Origin of the sequence: Olsenella sp. An188, assembly GCF_002160255.1 — a bacterium.
In the GTDB taxonomy this organism is placed as follows: domain Bacteria; phylum Actinomycetota; class Coriobacteriia; order Coriobacteriales; family Atopobiaceae; genus Thermophilibacter; species Thermophilibacter avistercoris.
Genome location: NZ_NFKF01000002.1, coordinates 187,086 through 204,215 on the forward strand (window position 1 = coordinate 187,086; position 17,130 = coordinate 204,215).

A 17,130-nucleotide genomic window follows, 5' to 3' on the forward strand; every position below is an offset into this window, starting at 1 on the left:
CGCGCCGTGCGGCCGCGCTACAGCACCTGCTCGAGGCAGGTCTTCTGCACGCCCATGCCCATCGCCTCGTAGAAGGCGCGCGCACCGGGGTTGCACTCCCATACGTTGAGCGTCACGTTGTGGCAGCCCATCTCGCGCGCGAACGCGATGACGTGTCGGTAGAGCGCGGTAGCCACCCCCTGGTGGCGGCTCTTCTCGTCCACGCAGATGTCGTCCACGTACAGGCTCACGATCGGCTGCATGTTGTTGGAGCCGCGCAGGTCCTGCACCTCGCAGAACGCGTGGCCGAGCACGCGGCCAGCGCCCGGCGCGTCCTCCACGGCAACGAAGACCGGCCGCGCGTCGTCGGCAAAGATGGCGAGAAGCTCCTCGTCGGTGTACTTGCGCGTGCCGGGGCGGAACAGGTCCGGCCTCCCCTGCGCGTGCACCTCGAGCACCTGGGCAAGCAGGCTGCGCACGCCCTCGAGGTCCTTCTCGCCCGCCCTTCTAATCCTCATCGTCCTCACGCTCCCTCTCCTGCACGAATGCCACGAACCTCTCCGCCCGCTCCGGTGTCTCCACGCGCGCCGTGTACTGGAAGTTGCCCATGTCGTCGGAGAGCGCGTCGGGCACGCGCCCGCACGAGACGACCGCGTCGCCAAAGCGTGCCATGACCTCCTCGTGGGAGTGCGCGTAGGCGTGGGCGTCGCGCCGGCTCGCGTAGACGCAGAAGGCGTCCGTGCCGTCCGGCTCCGTGCGACGCTCGTCGAAGCAGACCATGTCCGCCCAGACCTGGTAGACGTTGGTCGAGTGGGCGTAGTTCATCATCTCGGGCGTGGTGCCCCCCGGCGGTCGCACGTTGACCTCGAGGCCCACGTAGGAGCCGGCCGCCCCGAGGCCGGGGTGGTCGCGGGCGAGCCGGAAGAACTCGAGGTGGACGAAGCGGCTGACGAGGCCGAACGAGCGCACCGTGGCGCGCCCGAGGCGGGAGAGCTCCGGGTCGACCTCGGGGCACGAGCGGTACGCGAGGTCGAGGCCGCCGTACACCACGTCGGACATCGACGGCGGGAACTCCTCCTGGTTCTCAAAGAGCACCTCGCCACGGCTGTCGAGGATGGCGTCCCAGGAGCAGATGTCCCCCTCGACGTACTGCTCCACGACGTAGGGGACGGGGTCGGATCCGTCAGGGCCGTGCTCGGCGAGAAGCGCGCGGAGGTCGGCGTCGTTGCGCAGCAGGCGCGTCCCGGCGGCGCCCACGCCCACCTCCGGCTTGGCGAAGACCGGGTAGTGGCCCATCTCGCCGATGAACCAGCGGGTCTCGTCGAAGGTGGTGAGGCAGGTCTGGCGCGGGGCGGGGACGCCCGCGGCGGCGTAGAGCGGCTTCTGCGCCCTCTTGCTCTGCCAGCGGGCGACGTCCGCCGGGCGCGGGCCGCGGGAGACGTTGAAGTCCTCGCGCAGGCGCGCGTCCTGGGCGAGCCAGTGCTCGTTGTTCGACTCGATCCAGTCCGGTTTGCCCCAGCGGTACGAGAAGTACGCGACCGCCCGGTAGACCTGGTCGTAGTCGGCGAGGTCGGAGACCAGGTAGTACTCGTCGAGGGAGGCCCTGACCTCCTCGGCCAGGGCCTCCCAGGGCGTGTCCCCGATGCCGAGCGCGTGGGCGCCGTTGCGGCGCAGGGCCGCGCAGAACTGCCAGTAGACGCTCGGGAACTGCGGCGATACAAAGACGACGTTCATCTACTTCGCGCTCGCGCCGCCCTTCGGCGCCGGCTTGGCGGCGGCGGGCTTGGCAGCGGGCTTCTTCTCGGCCGCGGGCTTGGCAGCGGGCTTCGCGGCGGCCGGCTTGGTGGTCGTGGGCTTCGCGGCCGGCTTCGCGGCGGCCGGCTTGGCGGTCGTGGGCTTCGCGGCCGGCTTCGCGGCGGCCGGCTTGGCGGTCGTGGGCTTCGCGGCCGGCTTCGCAGCGGCGGTCTTGGCTGCGGCGGGCTTGGCTGCGGGCTTCGCGGCCGGCTTGGCGGCAGCAGTCTTCTTCTCGGCCGCCGGCTTTGCGGCGGCAGTCTTGGCAGCGGGCCTCTTGGCCTCGGCCTTTGCGGGCTCAGCCTTTGCCGCCGGCTTGGCGGCAGGGGCTGCCTTCTTGGCGGCGGGGGCGGACTTGGCCGCCGGCTTGGCGGGCTCGGCCTTCTTGGCGGCCGGCTCCTCGGCCTTCGCAACGGCCTTGGCAGCCGTCGGCTTAGCCGCGGTCTTCGCCGCCGTCTTGGTCGCGGCCTTCTCCGCCGGCTTAGCCGCGGTCTTCACCGCGGGCTCGGCCTTCTTGGCCGCCGGCTTGGCGGCAGCCTTCGCCGCGGGCTTCTCAGCCTTCGCCTCGGTCTTCTCGGCGGTCACGGCGTCCGCCTTCTTGCGGGTCGCGACACGCTTGCGCGCGGGCTTCTCGGCCGCCGTGGTCTTCTCGACGTCGTCGAGCACGATCGGGAGGAAGTAGCGCAGCTGCTTCTTCCACCACGGCCAGGTGTGCGTCACGTCGCCGCCCCAGTAGTCGCACCAGGCGTCAACGCCCAGGCGGCGGAGCTCGCCGTCGATCTCGCGCGTGGTCCGGAGGCTGTCGGCCTCGGAGGCGTCCTGACCGGTGCAGAACAGCAGCTGGCGCTGGTTGTAGACGGCCACGTAGGGGTGGTCGGGCGCCATGTGCGGCAGAAACGCGCACGGCGCGTTGTCGTAGAGCGTGGCGTCCATCCACTCGCCGAAGTAGCGGCGCGCGTCGTAGCTGCCCGAGAGGCTCATGCAGCCCTGGAAGAGGTCGGGGCGGCGCAGCAGCGCGATGGCGGCGTGCGTGGCGCCCATGTCAAAGCCGAGTGCGAGCGGGCGGGCCTTGCGGCGGGTCACCTTGTGCACCAGCGGCACGAGCTCGTCGGCCACGTAGTGGTAGAACTGCTCCTGACGCTGGGCGCGGTCGGCCGGGTCCCCCTCGGCCGCCCAGGACTCGTCGTCGACGGTCTGCGTGCAGAAGAGCTGGATGGTGCCCGAGTCGAGGTAGTCGGCCAGCTCGTCGATCACGCCAGCCTCCTCGAGGCTCTCCGGCGCGGCGGCGAGCGTCGGGAACGCGATGACCGGAAGGCCCTTCTTCCCGTACACGTTGACGTGCATGTCCCTGCCAAGCGCAGAGCTCGCGCACACGACGGTCTTCTTGTCCATAAACTCCCCCAAGATTTCCAGGTTCCCCGAATGTGCATCAGCCATCATACCGCTTATGTCCGGTGCCCGTGTTTTCTCTCCGTAAGGGTGATACAAGGCCGAAACGTCCCCGCCCGCCGCCGGCGCGTTGCGCGCCGCGCGCCGCTGGACCACAATGGTGCGGGAGGAGGTTCCATGGACAAACACCGCAACGACGCGACGAGAAGGACCGGCCTGCTCGCGGCGAGCCTCAGGGTGCTGCGCATGGGCGCGGCGGCCGCGCTGGGACTGGGCGTCGTCACGTTCCTGTTCTCGTTCGTCGCCAACGGGATCAGCTGGCAGGCGGGCCTCGACTGGGCGCGCAAGCTGCTGCTCGTCGTGGGCGCGCTCATGCTCGTCACGGGCGGGTGCGGCATCTTCGTCTCCGGGCGCGACCGGCCGGACGGCGCCGCGACCCCGCACGAGGACGACACCTTCCGCGCCTTCTGGCACGAGGTCGGCATGCCGTGGGGCGCCGCCGTGAGCCTGGCGTCGGTGGACTTCCTGGCGCTCGGGACGCTCGCAGACCTCCTGTACTTCTCGCTGGCGCTCTAGGTTGTGCCCGGGACGCGCGCCGGGGCGTGATACCCTGTCAGGTTGGATTCCACACAGAGAGGACGCCCCCATGCGCATAGGATTTGACAACGACAAGTACATCTCGCTTCAGGCGGAGAAGATCCGCAAGCGCATCGGGCAGTTCGGAGGCAAGCTCTACCTGGAGTTTGGTGGCAAGCTCTTTGACGACTACCACGCGAGCCGCGTCCTTCCGGGCTTTGAGCCCGACTCCAAGATCCGCATGCTCGAGAGCCTCAAGGAGGACGTCGAGGCGATCATCGTCATCAACGCCGACAACATCGAGAACGCCAAGCGCCGCTCCGACATCGGCATCACGTACGAGGAGGACGCGCTGCGCCTCATGGACTCGTTCCGCTCGCGCGGGCTCATGGTGGGCGGCATCTGCATCACCCACTTCACCGGGCAGCCGCACGCCGAGGCCTTTCAGCGCCGCCTTGAGGGCATGGGCGTCTCGGTGTGGCGCCACTACCTCATCGACGGCTACCCCTCCGACGTCAACCACATCGTCTCCGACGAGGGCTTCGGCAAGAACGACTACATCGAGACGAGCCGCCCGCTCGTGGTGGTGACCGCCCCCGGCCCCGGCTCGGGCAAGCTCGCCACCTGCCTCTCGCAGCTCTACCACGAGAACAAGCGCGGGATCGCCGCCGGCTACGCCAAGTACGAGACGTTCCCCGTCTGGAACCTGCCGCTCAAGCACCCCGTGAACGTCGCCTACGAGGCGGCCACGGCCGACCTCGACGACCGCAACATCATCGACCCGTGGCACCTCGAGGCCTACGGCGAGGTCACCGTCAACTACAACCGCGACGTCGAGACCTTCCCCGTCCTCAAGGCCATGATGGAGAAGATCGCCGGCGAGAGCCCCTACCAGTCTCCCACCGACATGGGCGTCAACATGGTGGGCCTGTGCATCTCCGACGACGAGGCCTGCCGCGAGGCGGCCAAGAACGAGATCGTGCGCCGCTGGTTCACGGCGGCCGAGGAGCTGCGCCGCACCGGCGAGGGCACCGAGGCGCTCGACAAGATCGAGCTGCTCATGCGCCAGACCGACGTCACCTGCGACTACTCCCCCGCCCACCAGGCTGCGCTCGCCAAGGAGGAGGACACGGGCGGCCCCGCCGCAGCCATGGTGCTCCCCGACGGCACGCTCGTGACCGGGAAGACCTCCGACCTCATGGGCGCCGCAGCGTCGCTTCTGCTCAACGCGGCGAAGCACATGGCGGGCATCCCCAAGCAGACCTACGTCGTGAGCTCCGAGGCGCTCGCGCCGATCTGCCACCTCAAGACCGAGCACCTGCGCAGCCGCAACCCGCGCCTGCACTCCGACGAGATGCTCATCGCCCTGTCGCTCTCCTCCGCCACCAACCCCCAGGCCGGGGAGGCCGTCGACGCGCTCGACCAGCTCGCCGGCTGCGACGCCTACTTCTCGGTCATCATCTCGGAGGCAGACAAGAGCACCTACCGTAACCTCGGCATCAACGTCTGCTGCGAGCCCAAGTACGAGCGCCACGGCTACTACCACCGCTAGACGCCATGGCCTACCAGCTCATTGCCCTCGACATGGACGGGACGCTGCTCGACGGCGCCAAGCGCGTGCTGCCGTCCTCGACCGAGGCGATCGAGGAGGCGCTCGCCGCCAGGAGGCACGTGGCAATCTGCTCGGGCCGCTGCCCGGCCATGGTGGAGGTCAGCCGCGACGAGCTCGCCGGCCGTCCCGCCGAGGACATGCGCGCGCTTCTCCGCGACCCGCGGACCCACGTCCAGAAGATCAACGTCCACTTCCGCGACGAGGCCACCCGCGAGCGCGTCCGCGCGCTCGTGAGCGACCTGGGGCTCGGCCTCGTGGACTTCGAGACGGCGAGCCTCGAGTTCTCCCCCACGGAGGCGAACAAGGGCACCGGCATGCTCGCCCTCGCGGAGCTCCTCGGCGTGCCGCGCGAGGCGACGATGGCCGTGGGCGACGCCGACAACGACCTGCCGATGCTGCGCGACGCGGGCCTCGGCGTGGCGATGGGCAACGCCAACGAGCGCGTTCGGGCGGCGGCCGACGTCGTGGTGGCCGACAACGACCACGGCGGCGTCGCCGAGGCGATTCGCACCTACCTGCTGGGTAGCGCCCACTAGGAGCCCGGATGCCGCACAGGCCCCTCAGGGAGAGGCGTGCGCGGCAGAATCGGGGAGTTGTGCGGTATCGCGCGACGCGGCCGCCACGACGGCGCGCCACCCGCTATCCTGTTGCCGCAGGCGACGCCACAAGGAGGAGGACCCGTGGAATACCAGCTCATGGCAATAGACATGGACGGGACGCTGCTTGACAGCTCCAAGCGCGTGCTGCCGTCCTCGACCGAGGCGATCGAGGAGGCGCTCGACGCGGGCCGTCAGATCGCCATCTGCTCGGGGCGCTGCCCGGTCATGATCGAGATGGACCGTGACGACTTCACCCGAGTCCGCTACGCGATCTGCGGAAGCGGCTCGGCGATCTACGACCTCCACGAGCGGCGCCTCCTGCGCGAGACCACGCTCGACCGCGCCCTTCTCGACCTGGCGCTCGAGGCCTCCGAGGGCGAGGACTACATCTGCGAGGCGTTCTCCGGCCCCGGCTTCTACTTCGGGCCCGACATGGTCGAGCGCATGCCCGACTACTACATGGGCATCTACGTGCCGCTCTACGCAAAGACGGGCACGCCCATGGAGGGCTTCGAGCGGCGCCTGCGCGAGCCGTCGTTCCCCGTCCAGAAGTTCAACCTGCACTTCCGCACCCCCGAGGCGCGCTCGCGGGTGCGCGAGCGGCTCGAGAGCGCCCCGCTCGAGCTCGCCTACTCCGACGAGGCGAGTCTGGAGCTCTCCCCCATCGGCGTCAACAAGGGCACGGGCATGATCGAGCTCGCCGAGCTGCTCGGCATCCCGCGCGAGGCGACGATCGCGATCGGCGACGCCGACAACGACCTGTCGATGCTGCGCGACGCGGGCCTCGGCGTGGCGATGGGCAACGCCAACGAGAACGCGCGCGCCGCGGCGGCCGTGACCGTCGCCGACAACGACCACGGCGGCGTGGCCGAGGCCATCCGCCGCTTCCTGCTGGGCGCGGGCGACGCCCGGGGAGGCGAGCGCGCGTGAGCAAGAGGCGCGTGCTCCTCATCGCGACCGGCGGCACCATCGCCTCGACCGAGGACGGCTCCGGGCTCGCCCCCACGATGACCGGGCCCGAGCTCGCCCGGCAGGTCCCCCTGCTCGACACCCTCTGCGAGCTGGACTTCGTCCAGCCCATGAACATCGACAGCACCAACATGCGTCCGCGCGACTGGCTGTGCATAGCGCGCGAGGTGCGCCGCGCCTACGACGACTACGACGGCTTCGTCATCCTGCACGGCACGGACACGATGGCCTACACGGCCGCGGCCCTCTCCTACCTCGTCCGAGACAGCGAGAAGCCCATCGTGCTCACGGGCTCCCAGCAGCCGATGGCCAACCCCTTCACCGACGCCAAGCTCAACCTCTACCAGAGCGTCCTGTACGCCTGCGACGAGGCCAGCCGTGACGTCTCGGTGGTCTTCGGCGGCAAGGTCATCTGCGGCACGCGCGCCCGCAAGCAGCGCACCATGAGCTTCAACGCCTTCACGAGCATGAACTACCCGTCGCTCGCCTACGTGCGCGGCAGCCGCATCGTGCGTCCCGCCGGCGCGCCTGGAAGCGAGAAGAGCGGCGCGCGCCCGTGCTTCTACGACTCCCTCGACGAGCGCGTCATCGTCCTCAAGCTCACGCCCGAGCTGCGGCCGTCGATCTTCGACCTGCTGCGCGCCGACTACGACGCCGTCATCCTCGAGACCTTCGGCATCGGGGGCATCCCCGCCTACGACGGCTCCTACCAGCGCGCCATCTTCGACTGGGTGGACTCCGGGCGCACGCTCGTGGTGACCACCCAGGTGCCCGAGGAGGGCCTCGACCTCGGGGTCTACGAGGTCGGCCACGCCTATGCCGAGAAGGACGGCATCCTCAAGGGCGACGACATGACCACCGAGGCGCTCGTCGCCAAGACGATGTGGGCGCTCGGGCAGACGCGCGACCCCGCCGAGGTGGCCCGCCTCTTCTACGAGCCAATCAACCACGACCGTATGCCGCGGTGAGGGTCCGGGGGCGTGCGTCCCCGTGCTCAAACAGTCCTATTCGCACGAGGGCCACGTTAAGTGGCCCTCGGCTCATGCGGAACTGCGCGCGGGAACGCACGCCCCCGGACCCGTCGCGACGCCCTATTCGCTCGGTGCGGGGTCGAGCAGCTCGGTTACCGTGGTCGTGGCGGCGCCCTCGTCCTTCTCGGCGCACCTGAACGAGATCGGGTCGCCGGGAGCGTAGGTCACGATCTCGACCATGCCGGGCAGGGCGAAGTCGTAGATCTCGCCCGACGCGTCGCCCTCGAGCGTCACGTAGAAGTGCGAGTTGCCGTCGATGACGGCCTGCGCGACCGTGGAGACGGTCCCGGAGACCTCGCGCGACCCGGCGGCAGCGGCCGCGTCGTCCTCCGAGAGCAGGCCGTCCGACGCGAGCATGGCGAGGTAGCCCTCCTGGCACTCCTCGACCGTGGAGCCCGTCGCCACGCTCTGGTACTGCTCCACGTTGATCATCGCGTACATCTTGACGAGGCCGGCGTCGTCCTTGAGCGCCATGAAGTAGGTGGGCTGCCCCGCCACGTTGAGCAGCAGCGGGTAGGTTGCCTGGTAGCCGAGGTGCTGCACCTGGCCCTCCGCCGAGGCCATCGCCGAGTCCTCCGTGGCGCCGCCGCGCTCGAGCGCGTAGTAGCGCGAGTCGCCGGTGCGCTGGTTCACGAGGATGAAGCCCACGTTGGAGTTGTCCGCCGTCACCGAGCTCACGCCCGTGTAGAGGTAGATGTCCTCGCCCTGAGCGATGTAGTTGTAGCCGAGCTCCCCGTTGGTGCCGCTCGTGGTGCGCACCACGCCCTCCTGGCCGAGCCACGAGTTGAGCCAGCCGTTGCCGTAGGCGCCGCTCCAGTTGTACTGCTCGATGAGCAGGTCGGCCGGGTAGGCGCGGTCGACCCACGTGGGGCAGTCCTCCACGGCGTAGTCTGCCGTCTCCCCCGTGCAGGCGTCGACGAGCACCACGCGCTGGATCGTCGTGCCGCCAAACAGGCCGATCGTCTTTCTCTGGACCGGGTAGACCCACCAGGGGTTGCCCTCGTCGTCCAGCTCGAACGACTTCTGGTCGAACATGTAGGTCGGGTACGAGAGCTGCACGTGGCGGTCGACGTTGCGCGCGAGCGGCTCGGAGTCGGAGTAGAGGATCGGCCGCTCCAGGCGCACAACCTCGGCCTCCTGCGTGACCATGTCCACGAGCACGTAGGCCGGGATGCCGGCGTCGCGGTTGGAGAGCCACTTGAAGAGGTCGGCGTAGGCCAGCGGGCTCACGCGCACCGGACGCCCCTGGTAGTTGATCTGGCTGTAGGTGTCCGCGATCTCGAACTGGCTCACGTACTCGGGGATGGAGCCCATGGCGCGGTTGCCGAGCAGGATGGCGGAGTCGCGGTCGATCACGGGCACGTCGGCGTAGTCGACCTCCTGGATGTCGGAGGCGAAGTCGCCGTCCGAGGTCTGGAGCACGCTCGCGTAGCGCTCGGCGTTGCCCGGCACGAAGGGCTGGCTCAGCAGCAGGCCCACCAGAAACGCCACGATCACGGAGCCGGGGATGACCATGAGCTTCTTGAAGAGCGGAGCGCGGGCGATGCTGCGCGCGGCGGCCACGGCGAGCGCCAGGATGGCCACGAGCGCGATCGCGCAGACCCACGTCCATACGCGTGGGCTCCCCAGGTTGATCGCCGGGTGGAACCACCAGTACAGCACCACGAGCGCAACGGCGAGAAGCACCGCGCACACGACGAGCGCCCGACGGCTCCACGCGGCGATTCGGTCGACGAGCGAGGTGGCGGAGCCGCCGCCGGACCGGGCGTCCCGGCGCATCCGCTCGAAGAGGTCCTTGAGGTCGGGGCCTTGCTGGGGCATCGTCTCTCCTTCGGAGGGGTCGTCAGGACGTCATACGATGATAGCGGCGCTCGGGCGGGGCGTGAACCGTCTCGGCCCAACTCCGCGGTCGCGCCGCCAGGCGGCCGCTCGGAACCGGCGGGCGAGAAGAACGCGCAGCCGCGGCGTATCATGGGTTGCGTCTCGTCACGCAGGAACGGAGCCGCCATGAACACCGCCATCCCGCGCCGCGCCCTCCTGGCCGGCGCACTTCTCGCCGCAGGGGGGCTCGCCGGGTGCACGTCCCCGTCCGACGGGGCGAGCCAGGCCGAAGGCGGCCCCGAAGCCGAGGGCGCCTCCTTCCGCAACCTCGACCTCGGGTGCGACCTGGGCGTCGCCGAGGAGGTGAGGCTCTCTTACGCCACGCACCTCACGTTGGACGCGCTCGACGACGGGCTCCTGCTCGTCTGCATGGCGAGCGGCGACCGGCTGCTCCTCGCCCCCGCGGGGTGGGAGGCGCCCGAGGGGCTCTCCGACGACGTCGCCCTCGTCCGCCTGCCGCTCGACAACGTCTACCTGGTCTCGACCGGCATGATCTGCCTCGTTGAGGCCGTCGGGGCGCTCGACGCCGTCTCGGTCTCGTCCGTGCGCCCCGCCGACAGCCCCTCCCCGGACTTCGCCGAGCGGCTCGAGGACGGGCGAGTCGCGTACGGCGGGCTCTACCGAGCCCCCGACTACGAGCTCATCGCGGCACGCGGCTGCCCCCTCGCGATAGAGAACACCAACATCGACCACGTCCCCGAGGTGCGCTCCAAGCTCGAGGAGCTCGGCGTGACCGTCCTCATGGAGCAGTCAAGCCGCGAGGAGCACGTGCTCGGCCGCCTTGAGTGGATCAGGCTCGTGGGGGCGCTCTTCGGGAGGGACGACGAGGCGCGCGCCGTCTTCGACGAGGTGGCCGCACGCGTCGAGGCGGCCTCTCGCGAGGAGCCCACGGGAAAGAGCGTCGCGTTCTTCTACCTCAACGAGGACGGCGCCGCGGTCACGCGGCGCGCGGGCGACTACCTCTCGCAGATGATCGAGCTCGCCGGGGGGAGCTACGTGAGCTTCTCCGAGGACGGGGCGACCGACTCGTCCCCCACCACGGTCACCGTGGAGATGGAGAGCTTCTACGCCTCGGCGCGCGACGCGGACGTGATCATCTACAACGCCACCGTGGACGACGGCGTCTCCTCGGTCGAGGAGCTCGTGTCGAGAAACGCCCTGCTCGGCGACTTCCGCGCCGTCCGGGAGGGCAACGTCTGGACCTGCGACTCGACCATGTACCAGCAGATGACCGCCATGGCAGACATCATCGAGGACATCCACCGCGCGCTCACGGACTCCGCCGAGCCCACCACCTACGTGTGGAGGCTGAGCTAGCGTGGGCGCCGTCGGCGGGGGCGGCGGAACGCCCGGCGGGAGGTCGCGCGCATCACGGGCGCTCGCCTTCGACCTGGCCGTCCTTCTCGGCCTCCTGGCGCTGTTCGTGGCGAGCCTGTGCGTGGGCAGCGTCGGGACCTCCCCGGCCGAGACGCTCTCCATCCTCGCCGCCGGCCCCGGAGACGCCGCGACGGCAAGCCAGGTCGTCTGGCAGATCCGCCTGCCGCGGGCCCTTGAGGCGCTGCTGCTCGGCGGGGCCCTCTCGCTCTCCGGCCTCCTGCTGCAGACCTTCTTCGCCAACCCCATCGCCGACCCCTTCGTGCTCGGCGTCTCCTCGGGGGCCAAGCTCGTGGTCGCCGTCGTGATGGTCGCGGTGCTCGGAGCGGGGCAGGTCATGAGCCCGTGGGCCTCCGTGGGCTCGGCGCTCGTCGGCTCGCTCGCGACGATGGGGCTCGTGCTCGCCCTCTCGCGGCGCGTGCGCAGCCAGGGGACGCTCATCGTGGCGGGCGTGATGGTGGGCTACGTCTGCTCGGCGGCCACCAACTTCCTCGTCGCCTTCGCCGACGACCAGAGCATCGTGAACCTGGACAACTGGTCGCGCGGGAGCTTCTCGGGCGCGACGTGGCCCGACGTCGCGATCGTCGCGGCCGTGGTCGCGGCCGGCTCGCTGGCGGTCCTCGCGCTCTCCAAGCCCCTCGGCGCCTACCAGCTCGGCGAGCCCTACGCCCAGAGCGTGGGCGTCGACGTGCGGCGCCTGCGCATGCTCATCGTGCTCGTCTCAAGCGTGCTGTCCGCCTGCGTGGCCGCCTTCGCCGGGCCCGTCTCGTTCGTCGGCATCGCCGCGCCCCACCTCGCCCGCCGCGGGGTCGGCTCCTCGCGCCCGCTGCTCGTCACGCCGGCGTGCTTCCTCACCGGAGCCGTCTTCTGCTGTGGGTGCGACCTCGTGGCACGCACGCTCTTCTCGCCGGTCGAGCTCTCCGTGAGCGCGGTCACCGCCGTCTTTGGCGCCCCCGTCGTGATTGCCCTCATGCTCGGGAGGAGGTCGCCGAGATGAGCGCTCCGGGCGAGAAGGACGCGCGGCCGGGCACCGCGCTCGAGCTGCGCGGGCTGTCGGTCGGCCACGGGCGCGCCGCGCTCGTGCGCGACGTCTGCCTCTCCGTGCGCCCCGGGCAGGTCGTGGCGCTCGTCGGACCCAACGGGTCCGGCAAGACCACGATCCTGCGCACGGTAGCGGGCCAGCTGCGCGCGCTCGGCGGGTCCGTCGAGCTCTTCGGGCGCGACCTCGCCGGCATGCCGGGGGACGACCGGGCGCGCACCATGGCCGTCATGCTCACGGGCCGGCCGTCGACCGAGCTCACCACCTGCCGGGACGTGGTGGAGGCGGGACGCTACCCCTACACCGGGCGGCTCGGCGTGCTCGGCGCGGCCGACGACGAGGCCGTGCTCGCGGCCATGGAGGCCACCGGGGTGAGCGCGCTCGCCGAGCGCGACTTCGCGCACGTGAGCGACGGGCAGCGCCAGCGCGTCCTTCTCGCCCGCGCGCTGTGCCAGGAGCCCCGGGTGCTGCTGCTCGACGAGCCCACCTCCTACCTCGACGTCCGCTCGCAGCTCGACGTGCTCGACCTGCTGAGGCGTCGGGCCCGCGAGCGCGGGATAGCCGTGGTGGCCTCGCTGCACGAGATCGGCCTCGCCCAGCGCGCGGCCGACCGCGTGGTCTGCGTCAGGGACGGGCGCGTGCTGTTCCAGGGCACGCCGGACGAGGTCTTCACCGCGCCGCGCATGCGAGAGCTCTACGACCTCGGCGAGGGGAGCTTCAACCCGCTCTTCGGCAGCGTCGAGCTCGCGCGGCGCGCGGCCGCGCCCGAGATCTTCGTCGTGGCGGGAGGCGGGTTCGGGGCGGCGTGCATGCGCGCGCTCGCCCGCGAGTACGTCCCCTTCGCCGCCGGCGTCCTCCACGAGCACGACTCGGACGGGATGCTCGCGGCGAGCCTCGCGACCGAGGCGGTGCTCGAGCGGGACTTCGAGCCCGTCGGCGAGCGCGCCCTCTCCCGGGCGCGCGAGGTCCTTCTCGGCTGCCGGGCGCTCGTCTGCTGCGTGGGGGACTTCCGTCCCGGCAACGCCCGCAACGCGGAGCTCGTCGAGGCGGCGCGCGCGGCGGGCATCCCCGTCTTCCGCGATGCGGGCGCGCTGCTCGCCGCGCGCGGGACGGGTACGGACACCTACGGACAGGAGAGGCCATGACCAGCATCGCAATCGTCACGGGAGCGTCGTCGGGGCTCGGGGAGGAGCTCGTGCGCCGACTTGACGCCGGGGCCTTCGGCCGGCTCGACCAGATCTGGGTGGTTGCGAGAAGCGCGGCGCGGCTGGACGAGCTCGCGGCGACGTGCGCGACGCCCGTGCGAACGTTCGCGCTCGACCTCACCGAGGCTGCCTCGTTCGACGTCATCGAGCGAGCGCTCGCCGAGCGCGACGACGTGCGCGTGGCGCTTCTCGTCAACAACGCCGGCTTTGGCACCTTCGGCGAGTTCGCGGACATGCCGGCGGGTGACAACGCGAGCATGGCGCGCCTGCTCATGCTGGCGCCCGTGGAGCTCACGTACCGCGCGCTGCCACGCATGGCGGCGGGCTCGCGCGTGCTCAACGTGGCGAGCGTGGCGGCGTTCGTGCCGCAGCCGGGGCTCGCCACCTACTCGGCGTCAAAGCGCTTCGTGCTGGACTTCTCGCGCGCGCTCGACGAGGAGCTGGGACCGGTCGACATCCACGTCACGGCCCTCTGCCCCAAGTTCATGCGCACGGCCTTCCTCGACCACGCCGGCGCAGACGACGTGGCGGCCGGCATGGCCCGCCTCACCGGCTTCGAGGACGTGGGGCGGGTGGCCGAGCGCGGGCTCGCCGCGGCCCGGGCGGGCCGGGCGCTGTGCATCCCCTCGCCGGACATGCGCGCGTTCTACCTGGCCGCCAAGCTGCTCCCCTACCCACTCGTCGCCCGCGCCGAGCGGGCGCTGCTCTCCGTCCTGGGTCAGCCGCCCCGCAACGCGTAGGTTGGGGCCGTGCCCCGACGTGCGAGCGTGCTACTCGCCTCGCGGCGTCACGAGCCACGTGCCCGCCGCCATGAGCGCGAGCGCGACGAGAAACGTCGGGGCCGGCGCGGTCCTGAAGAGCGCGAGCGAGAGCAGCGCCCCCACGAACGGGTTCACCGCGTAGTAGGCGCTCGTCCGCGCCGCGCCGATGCCGCGCTGCGCGTAGACGTAGAAGAAGATGGAGAGCCCGTAGGCGACGAAGCCCAGCAGCAGGGCGGCCGCCACGTCCGGGAGCGACGGCACCGCGTCCCCGGCGAGCAGCGCCACCGCCAGCGCGCCGAGCCCGGAGCCGATCCCCTTCACCACCACGATCTGCATCGGGTCCCTCTCGGAGAGGCGGCTCGTGCAGTTGTTCTCCACGCCCCAGCACACGCAGGCGGCAAGCACCATGAGCGAGCCGGCCGAGAAGCTCAGCGCCCCGCCGCCCTCAAGGGACAGCAGGAGGCACGCGCAGGTGATGACCGCTATCCCCGCCCACGTGCGCGGCGCGACCCGCTCGCGGAAGAACAGGAACGCTATCACCGACGTCGCCGCAATCTCAAAGTTGTTGAGCAGCGTGACGTTCTCCGGCGTCGCGTGGGTGAGCCCTCCCATGAGCAGGAGCGGCGCCGCCACGTCGAGCAGCACCATGGCCGCCACGTAGGGCGCGTCGGAGCGCTCGAGCGGGGCCTCGCCGGACGCCGAGGACGCCACGCGCGCCCGAACCGCGGAGAGGACGGCCATCCCCAGGCCGGCACCCAGGTAGAGCAGGCCCGCCATCATGCTCGACCCCACGCTGGCGAGAAGGACCTTGGAAAACGGTGTGCTCAGCGCATAGAGGCACGCGGCGAGAAGCGCCGAGGCGACGAACTTGCCAGCACCCGAACGTCCCAAGCGACACCGACCCTCCGCACGCCCGCCATGACCCACGGCACCGTTATACATCAGACGGCAACGATACAATGAGCCGAAGGGGAAACGATGCCAGGGAGGGTTGCGCATGCTCGACAAGCGCTCCACGCTTGATTTGCTCGAGCGCGAGGGCGTAGCCTTCGAGCTCGCCGAGCACCCGGCGGTCTTCACCGTCGAGCAGGCCCGGCAGGCAAAGATTCCGTTTGCCGCATACGGCGCCAAGAACCTCTTCCTGCGCGACGACCGACACCGAGCCCACTACCTCGTCTGCCTCCCGGACGAGAAGCGCGTCTCGCTCCGCGAGGTCCAGGAGCGCATCGGCTCCCGCAGGCTCTCCTTTGCCTCTGGGACGGACCTCGCCGGGCTTCTCGGGCTCACTCCCGGGTCGGTCACGCCCCTTGGCGCCCTCAACGACACCTCGCACCGGGTCGAGATCATCCTCGACGAGGGGCTCGTCGATCGCGGGAGCGTCGCCGTGCACCCCTGCGACAACACCGCGACCGTCCTTCTCGCCGCGCAAGACCTCATCGACCTGCTTGGGCGTCACGACATCCCGGTTCGCGTTATTCGGTTGTAGTGACAGGTCATGGGCGGCGGCCTGCCGCCCACGACCCAAGCGGCCTCTACTCCTCCCCTCTTTCCGCCCTCGCCTCAATCACTGCCCGACGCGTGGGCTCAAGCGCGTTTGTCAGCTCTTCCTCGGTGGGCATACAGGTCACTAGGGATCCTTGATGAAGTCGTCCGCTGGCGTAGCCGGCTCGGTACGCTGGATCTCCGCCCTGATCGCATCGCGCTTCTCGCTCTTGGTGGAGAGCAGGCGCTCCCGGTAGAACGTCGCGATCTGATGGTCAAGCTGCCGCACCGTCCAGCGTTCCTCAGCCGCAGCGTTCATGTAGAACTCGCGCTGCTCCCTATCGGGGATGCGCATGAGGCGCCGGTAGTGGGACCAGCTCAATTCTTGACGCAGCGTGTCAAGAATTGGGAACGCACGGTAAAACTTCCTCATGTTGGTCAGATTGGTGTAATCGAACCCCTTCCCATACTCAGCCGTCAGGCGCTCGGCGAGATACTCGACCAGGTGCTTTCCGTACTCGGCGCGCTCGCCCGTGGCCTCCACTATCTGGCGGCCAATCTCCCAGTACGCCTCGACCATCGCGCTGTTACGGCACGCTCGACCTTGCCGCGAGCCACCTCGAGCGTCTCGCGCACAGACGAATAGACCTTCTCTTCCCGTTGGGAATCCACGTGCTCAATAGGCTTTTGAGCCATAACGAAGCCCCCGTTTCACTCACGGTCAAAACAACCCTTGCGTGTGAGCTCCGGACTTTGCGGGTGCCGGAAAAGCGGGTGCGCCGCCCGCCCGAGGTCAGCCAGTGTGAGCAGTCCCTGCTACCCCTACCCACCCGTCGGCACGTACCATTGGGGGCCTCCGTGCCGGCTCTTGCTTGACCTTGTACCTTGCGCTACAGTCTATCACAAACAAGAACATGTGTTTCGATAAATCCGAACTTTATTGGAGGCCGCATGCCGCACTCCTGCCACGCCCGCACGCTCACGGAGGCAGACCTCCCGTCCACCCTTGCCCTCTGCGAGTCCAACCCACGCTACTACCAGCACTTTGGCGAGCCTCCCACGCTCGAGAACCTCGCCGACTCCATGCGCGCGCTCCCGCCCGGCTGCACGCCAAACCAGAAGAGCTTCCTGGGCTTCTTCGACGCCGATGAGCTCGTGGCGATTCTCGACCTCGTGCGCGGCTACCCGGACGAGGGCTGCGCTTACGTCGGCCTCTTCATGGTGGCAGCCAGCCGGCAGGGCCGCGGCCTCGGCACGGCCCTCGTCGAGCATGTCCTTGACGGCCTCCGGGACCAGGGCTTTTCTCGCGTGCGCCTGGCCTACATCGAGGGCAACGACCAGGCTCGCTCATTCTGGCTCGCCCGCGGCTTCCATCCCGCGGGAGACCCCGTGACCACCGACCGCTACGTCGCCGTCCCTCTCGAGCGCGCTCTGTAGAGTGG

At 70.0% G+C, this 17,130-nt stretch carries 17 protein-coding genes; 11 read left to right on the forward strand and 6 right to left on the reverse strand.

Annotated features, from left to right (window positions below; translation table 11 throughout):
• Positions 1-17: 17 nt before the first annotated feature.
• Genes B5F23_RS03285 through B5F23_RS03300 form a run of 3 tightly spaced genes read right to left on the reverse strand, consistent with a single transcriptional unit; the run spans position 18 to position 3,162 of the window.
• A complete protein-coding gene (locus tag B5F23_RS03285; RefSeq protein WP_087351770.1) occupies positions 18-497 on the reverse strand; it encodes a GNAT family N-acetyltransferase in 480 nt (159 codons plus the stop codon).
• Positions 487-1,713: an ATP-grasp domain-containing protein gene (locus B5F23_RS03290; RefSeq protein WP_087351771.1), complete on the reverse strand. Its 1,227-nt coding sequence runs from the start codon at positions 1,711-1,713 to the stop codon at positions 487-489. The genes B5F23_RS03285 and B5F23_RS03290 overlap by 11 nt, the downstream gene beginning before the upstream one ends.
• On the reverse strand, positions 1,714-3,162 hold the full coding sequence (locus B5F23_RS03300; protein ID WP_158096108.1) for an alpha/beta hydrolase-fold protein: 1,449 nt from the start codon (positions 3,160-3,162) through the stop codon (positions 1,714-1,716).
• Positions 3,163-3,336: 174 nt separating this feature from the next.
• Between B5F23_RS03300 and B5F23_RS09805 the strand changes: the two genes are divergently transcribed.
• The 5 genes from B5F23_RS09805 (at position 3,337) to B5F23_RS03320 (ending at position 7,883) form a co-directional block, all read left to right on the forward strand.
• The gene (locus tag B5F23_RS09805) at positions 3,337-3,735 is read left to right on the forward strand and encodes a hypothetical protein (protein ID WP_162607512.1); all 399 of its coding nucleotides are present in this window, start codon (positions 3,337-3,339) and stop codon (positions 3,733-3,735) included.
• Positions 3,736-3,805: 70 nt separating this feature from the next.
• Positions 3,806-5,287, forward strand: coding sequence for a DUF1846 domain-containing protein (locus B5F23_RS03305; RefSeq protein ID WP_087351776.1), 1,482 nt, complete (start codon positions 3,806-3,808; stop codon positions 5,285-5,287).
• Between the two features lie 5 nt (positions 5,288-5,292).
• Complete coding sequence (locus B5F23_RS03310; protein ID WP_087351777.1) at positions 5,293-5,883, forward strand: HAD family hydrolase; 591 nt, start codon at positions 5,293-5,295, stop codon at positions 5,881-5,883.
• A 144-nt stretch (positions 5,884-6,027) separates the two neighbouring features.
• Positions 6,028-6,876 (forward strand): Cof-type HAD-IIB family hydrolase, encoded by an 849-nt coding sequence (locus B5F23_RS03315; RefSeq protein WP_087351779.1) that lies wholly within the window; start codon positions 6,028-6,030, stop codon positions 6,874-6,876.
• Entirely contained in the window at positions 6,873-7,883 is a 1,011-nt protein-coding gene (locus B5F23_RS03320; RefSeq protein ID WP_087351781.1) for an asparaginase, read from the forward strand. The genes B5F23_RS03315 and B5F23_RS03320 overlap by 4 nt, the downstream gene beginning before the upstream one ends.
• Positions 7,884-8,006: 123 nt before the next feature.
• Here the strand turns inward: B5F23_RS03320 and B5F23_RS03325 are convergent, their stop codons facing one another.
• Entirely contained in the window at positions 8,007-9,767 is a 1,761-nt protein-coding gene (locus tag B5F23_RS03325) for a Tat pathway signal sequence (protein ID WP_241145784.1), read from the reverse strand.
• A 186-nt stretch (positions 9,768-9,953) separates the two neighbouring features.
• Between B5F23_RS03325 and B5F23_RS03330 the strand changes: the two genes are divergently transcribed.
• From B5F23_RS03330 to B5F23_RS03345, 4 genes are read left to right on the forward strand one after another with little or no spacing between them, the layout of a single operon-like run.
• Complete coding sequence (locus B5F23_RS03330; protein WP_143786350.1) at positions 9,954-11,144, forward strand: ABC transporter substrate-binding protein; 1,191 nt, start codon at positions 9,954-9,956, stop codon at positions 11,142-11,144.
• Position 11,145: 1 nt separating this feature from the next.
• Positions 11,146-12,198, forward strand: a complete 1,053-nt coding sequence (locus B5F23_RS03335; protein WP_087351785.1) for a FecCD family ABC transporter permease — start codon at positions 11,146-11,148, stop codon at positions 12,196-12,198.
• The gene (locus tag B5F23_RS03340; RefSeq protein ID WP_087351786.1) at positions 12,195-13,385 is read left to right on the forward strand and encodes an ABC transporter ATP-binding protein; all 1,191 of its coding nucleotides are present in this window, start codon (positions 12,195-12,197) and stop codon (positions 13,383-13,385) included. Before B5F23_RS03335 ends, B5F23_RS03340 begins: the two co-directional genes overlap by 4 nt.
• The gene (locus tag B5F23_RS03345) at positions 13,382-14,185 is read left to right on the forward strand and encodes an SDR family NAD(P)-dependent oxidoreductase (RefSeq protein ID WP_087351788.1); all 804 of its coding nucleotides are present in this window, start codon (positions 13,382-13,384) and stop codon (positions 14,183-14,185) included. Before B5F23_RS03340 ends, B5F23_RS03345 begins: the two co-directional genes overlap by 4 nt.
• Before the next feature lie 30 nt (positions 14,186-14,215).
• Here B5F23_RS03345 and B5F23_RS03350 read toward each other — a convergent pair whose 3' ends face one another.
• Positions 14,216-15,097, reverse strand: coding sequence for a DMT family transporter (locus B5F23_RS03350; RefSeq protein ID WP_206392215.1), 882 nt, complete (start codon positions 15,095-15,097; stop codon positions 14,216-14,218).
• 106 nt (positions 15,098-15,203) lie between these two features.
• Between B5F23_RS03350 and B5F23_RS03355 the strand changes: the two genes are divergently transcribed.
• Positions 15,204-15,692 carry a prolyl-tRNA synthetase associated domain-containing protein gene (locus B5F23_RS03355; RefSeq protein WP_087351793.1) on the forward strand — a complete coding sequence of 163 codons (489 nt, stop codon included), beginning with the start codon at positions 15,204-15,206 and terminating at the stop codon, positions 15,690-15,692.
• Between the two features lie 141 nt (positions 15,693-15,833).
• Here B5F23_RS03355 and B5F23_RS03360 read toward each other — a convergent pair whose 3' ends face one another.
• Positions 15,834-16,268 carry a DUF1016 N-terminal domain-containing protein gene (locus tag B5F23_RS03360; RefSeq protein ID WP_087351795.1) on the reverse strand — a complete coding sequence of 145 codons (435 nt, stop codon included), beginning with the start codon at positions 16,266-16,268 and terminating at the stop codon, positions 15,834-15,836.
• Positions 16,269-16,639: 371 nt separating this feature from the next.
• On the opposite strand from B5F23_RS03360, the gene B5F23_RS03365 reads away from it, so the two are divergent.
• Entirely contained in the window at positions 16,640-17,125 is a 486-nt protein-coding gene (locus tag B5F23_RS03365) for a GNAT family N-acetyltransferase (RefSeq protein ID WP_087351797.1), read from the forward strand.
• Positions 17,126-17,130: the final 5 nt, after the last annotated feature.

Bases quoted from the DNA above. Each gene is read 5' to 3' on its own strand.
- B5F23_RS03290 (WP_087351771.1), bottom strand. From the start codon at position 1,713: ATGAACGTCGTCTTTGTATCGCCGCAGTTCCCGAGCGTCTACTGGCAG.
- B5F23_RS03330 (WP_143786350.1), top strand. From the start codon at position 9,954: ATGAACACCGCCATCCCGCGCCGCGCCCTCCTGGCCGGCGCACTTCTC.
- B5F23_RS03305 (WP_087351776.1), top strand. From the start codon at position 3,806: ATGCGCATAGGATTTGACAACGACAAGTACATCTCGCTTCAGGCGGAG.
- B5F23_RS03355 (WP_087351793.1), top strand. From the start codon at position 15,204: ATGCTCGACAAGCGCTCCACGCTTGATTTGCTCGAGCGCGAGGGCGTA.
- B5F23_RS03345 (WP_087351788.1), top strand. From the start codon at position 13,382: ATGACCAGCATCGCAATCGTCACGGGAGCGTCGTCGGGGCTCGGGGAG.
- B5F23_RS03285 (WP_087351770.1), bottom strand. From the start codon at position 497: ATGAGGATTAGAAGGGCGGGCGAGAAGGACCTCGAGGGCGTGCGCAGC.
- B5F23_RS03365 (WP_087351797.1), top strand. From the start codon at position 16,640: ATGCCGCACTCCTGCCACGCCCGCACGCTCACGGAGGCAGACCTCCCG.
- B5F23_RS03310 (WP_087351777.1), top strand. From the start codon at position 5,293: ATGGCCTACCAGCTCATTGCCCTCGACATGGACGGGACGCTGCTCGAC.
- B5F23_RS03325 (WP_241145784.1), bottom strand. From the start codon at position 9,767: ATGCCCCAGCAAGGCCCCGACCTCAAGGACCTCTTCGAGCGGATGCGC.
- B5F23_RS03300 (WP_158096108.1), bottom strand. From the start codon at position 3,162: ATGGACAAGAAGACCGTCGTGTGCGCGAGCTCTGCGCTTGGCAGGGAC.
- B5F23_RS03360 (WP_087351795.1), bottom strand. From the start codon at position 16,268: ATGGTCGAGGCGTACTGGGAGATTGGCCGCCAGATAGTGGAGGCCACG.
- B5F23_RS03340 (WP_087351786.1), top strand. From the start codon at position 12,195: ATGAGCGCTCCGGGCGAGAAGGACGCGCGGCCGGGCACCGCGCTCGAG.
- B5F23_RS09805 (WP_162607512.1), top strand. From the start codon at position 3,337: ATGGACAAACACCGCAACGACGCGACGAGAAGGACCGGCCTGCTCGCG.